The sequence below is a fragment of the Actinomadura sp. WAC 06369 genome, assembly GCF_003947565.1.
In the GTDB taxonomy this organism is placed as follows: domain Bacteria; phylum Actinomycetota; class Actinomycetes; order Streptosporangiales; family Streptosporangiaceae; genus Spirillospora; species Spirillospora rifamycini.
Genome location: NZ_QHJN01000326.1, coordinates 1 through 3,434 on the forward strand (window position 1 = coordinate 1; position 3,434 = coordinate 3,434).

The following is a 3,434-nucleotide window of genomic DNA, read 5'->3' on the forward strand; positions in this document are numbered from 1 at the left end:
CCGCCGAACCGCCCGCCGCACCGCCGCCCGCCGCACCGCCGCCCGCCGCGCCCGCCACACCGGCCGCACCGGCCGCGTCGGCGTCGGCCGGGTTCCTCGCGAAGGTCGGCGGCGCGAAGGCCGTCGCGGCGGCGGGGGGCGCGGCGGCGGTCGTCGCGGCGGGCGGCGGCGTCGCGGTGTGGCAGGCGGGGGACGACGGCCCGCCGCCGCGCGCGTTCAACGCCGGGGAGGTGACGCCCGCGTCCGCGACGATCGGCGAACCGGCCCTCAACCTGGCCGAGTCGACCGTCCGGTTCATGCAGGTCAGCGGGCATTCGGATCCGGCCGTCCAGCAGCGGATCAACGCGGCGCTGCGGGCGCCGGTCGACCAGTCCGTCGCGGACTACCGCCGCTTCCTGGAGCAGGCGGGCGGGCTGTCGAACCAGGCGGTGCCGGGGCCGCCGCAGCCGATCGAGATGCGCTCGGACGTCGTGTACCGGGGGCCGCGGCTGCTGTCGGTCCGGTACCTGGTGAGCGTCCCGGTGTTCGCGGGCGGCGGCCGGCACATCACGCCGAAGGCCGTCAACGTCGAGCTCGCGACGGGCCGCCTGCTCGGGCCGGAGCAGATCTTCACCGCGGCGGCGCTGCGGGAACCGAAGCTGGCGGGGCTGTCGCGGCGGTTCACGCCGCCGCCCGAGACGCCGGACTGCGGCTACCGGACGCTGTCGGAGCGGACCGGGTTCCCGGCGGTCCATCCGCTCTCCGGGGTGTCGTTCTCGCTCACCAAGGACCGCGTGGAGACGGTCTTCACGCCGGACGAGCAGTGCCTCGCGTTCGGGTTCTTCAAGACGAGGTCCGTCCCCTACACGCAGGTCGAGGACGTGATCCGGCCGGAGGTCCTCGACCTCGCGACCGCGACGACCCCGCCCTGACCGGCCCCTCCCGGGCCGGGCGGCCGCCGGGGTCAGGCCCCGGCGACGGCCTCGGGGACGGCTTCGGCGGCGGCTCCGGGGACCTCGGCGGGACGGCGGTGCTCCAGCGCGACGCGCAGCTGGGCGCGGCCCCGGTGGATCCGCGAGCGGACGGTGCCGAGCTTGACGTTCAGCGTCGCCGCGATCTCCTCGTAGGTGAGGCCCTCGATGTCGCACAGCACGACGGCGGCGCGGTACTCGGGGGCGAGCCCGTCGAGGGCCCGCTGGATGTCGGCGTCGAGGTGCCGTTCGTCGTACGCCTGCGCGGGGCTCGGCTCGCGGCCCTGCAGCCGCTCGGCGGCGTCGTCGGCGAGCGCGTCGAAGCGGATGCGCTGCTTGCGGCGGGCCCGGTCGAGGAACAGGTTCGTCGTGATCCGGTGCAGCCAGCCCTCGAAGGTGCCCGGACTGTACGAGGACAGCGAACGGAACACCCGGATGAAGACGTCCTGGGTCAGGTCTTCGGCGTCGTGCCGGTTGCCGGTCAGGCGGTACGCCAGCCGGAACACCCTTGTGGAGTGCTCGGTGACGATCTCCTCCCATGTCGGAGGCGTCCACGCCATTGCGCCTGGGCTCACCACTACCCCCGTCTGATGCTGAATCGTTACGACCAAGCATGCCGGTACCCGGATAAGAGGCGTGTAAGGACGAACGGCGTGGCCGGATCCGGGCGCGTTTTGTGATCCATCTCTCCGGACCCGTTGGCCTGGGTCATTGAGTACTTACCGGCAACCCGAGCATGATTCGGAACGACCTTCTCACCCACCCCGAAAGGCGAGGACGGCCATGGCGCGAAGCTACAACCTGGCGGATCTGCTCGAGATCCTTGCGGAGGCGGGGCCGGACCGCCCGGCGCTGGTGGCCGGGGACGAACGCCGCACGTTCGCCGAACTGAGCGCGCGGGCGAGCCGGGTCGGCCACCACCTCGCCGACGCCGGGGTGCGGGCCGGCGAGCACGTCGCGATCCTCGCCTACAACCGGGCCGAGTGGGTCGAGGCGATGCTCGGCGTGTTCAAGATCAGCGCGGTGCCGATCCCGGTGAACTACCGGTACGTCGCGGGCGAACTGCGGCACGTCCTGTCCGACTCCGACTCGGTCGCGCTCATCGGCGAGCGGTCGCTGCTGGGGCGCGTCCAGGAGGTCCGCGCCGACCTGCCGAAGCTGCGCCACGTCGTCGTCCTGGAGGACGGCGGGACGGGCGACGTCCCCGGCGCCGTCGAGTACGAGGCGGCGCTCGCCGCGGCCGACCCGTCCGACGACTTCCCGGCCCGCTCCAACGACGACCGGTACATCATGTACACGGGCGGCACCACCGGATACCCGAAGGGCGTCGAGTGGCGCTGCGAGGACATCTTCTTCGGCGCCTTGGGCGGCGGCAACGTCCTCGGCGACCCCGTCTCCAGCCCCGAGCAGCTCGCCGAGAACGCTCAGCAGGACGGGATGGCCGTGCTCGACTGCGCGCCCGTCATGCACGGCGCCGGGCAGTGGGTCGCGTTCATGGGGCTGTTCAACAGCGCGAAGGTCGTCCTCTACACCGACCACGCGTTCGACGCCGACAAGGCGCTGCGGCTGGTCGCCGAGGAGCGGGCCAACGTGCTGATGCTGGTCGGCGACGTGATGGCGCGGCCGGTCGCGAAGGCCCTCGCCGCCGGGGACCACGACACGTCGTCGCTGCTCGCCGTCGCGTCCGGCGGGGCGCCGCTCACCGAGGGCGCCAAGGCCGCCCTCCAGGAGCACCTGCCGAACGTGATGTTCCTCGACAACTACGGCGCCTCGGAGACCGGCGCGTGCGGCCCGTCCGTCGGCGGCAAGGAGGGCACCGCCCGGTTCATGATGAAGCCCGGCATCACGGTGCTCGACGACGACCTGAAGGTCGTGGCGCCCGGCGAGATCGGGAAGCTTGCGCGCAGCGGGCACATCCCGCTCGGCTACTACAACGACCCGGAGAAGACCGCCTCGACGTTCTTCACCGACGCCGACGGCACCCGCTGGTCCGTCCCCGGCGACTTCGCGAGCCTGGAGGAGGACGGCACGATCGTCCTGCTCGGCCGCGGCTCACTGGTGATCAACACCGGCGGGGAGAAGGTGTACCCGGAGGAGGTCGAGGTCGCGCTCAAGGACCACCCGGACGTCTACGACGCGGTCGTCGTCGGGCTCGCCGACGAGCGGTTCGGGCAGGTCGTCGCCGCCGTCGTGGCGCCCCGCCCCGGCGCGGAGGTCACCCTGGACGAGCTGACCGAGCACTGCCGGGGCCGCCTCGCCGGGTACAAGCTGCCGCGCCGGCTGACGGTCGTGGACGAGGTGCAGCGCACGGCCGTCGGCAAGTCCGACTACAAGTGGGCCAGGAGCGTGCTGACCGCCTGACAGTGATGATGTAGGTGAGCGCCTCCCACCGGGGTCTGACCCACCGCCTGACTGACCTTCGGGTCCTTAACGGGATCTGTCGGCTCCGGCGGGAGGCGCTCGTGTGCACTCACTGGTTGTGGC

Annotated in this window: 3 protein-coding genes; 2 read left to right on the forward strand and 1 reads right to left on the reverse strand. The window is 72.6% G+C overall.

What is annotated here, in order from left to right; translation table 11 throughout:
* On the forward strand, positions 1-911 hold a 911-nt coding region (locus tag DMH08_RS41305; protein ID WP_199748232.1), incomplete at its 5' end, for a hypothetical protein.
* A 32-nt stretch (positions 912-943) separates the two neighbouring features.
* On the opposite strand, the gene sigE is transcribed toward DMH08_RS41305, so the two are convergent.
* Entirely contained in the window at positions 944-1,510 is a 567-nt protein-coding gene (gene sigE, locus DMH08_RS39015; protein WP_051300764.1) for an RNA polymerase sigma factor SigE, read from the reverse strand.
* Positions 1,511-1,733: 223 nt separating this feature from the next.
* Here sigE and DMH08_RS39020 point away from each other — a divergent pair, with 223 nt between their 5' ends.
* Complete coding sequence (locus DMH08_RS39020; RefSeq protein WP_125621283.1) at positions 1,734-3,311, forward strand: acyl-CoA synthetase; 1,578 nt, start codon at positions 1,734-1,736, stop codon at positions 3,309-3,311.
* Positions 3,312-3,434 lie beyond the last annotated feature (123 nt).

Bases quoted from the DNA above. Each gene is read 5' to 3' on its own strand.
- sigE (WP_051300764.1), bottom strand. From the start codon at position 1,510: ATGGCGTGGACGCCTCCGACATGGGAGGAGATCGTCACCGAGCACTCC.
- DMH08_RS39020 (WP_125621283.1), top strand. From the start codon at position 1,734: ATGGCGCGAAGCTACAACCTGGCGGATCTGCTCGAGATCCTTGCGGAG.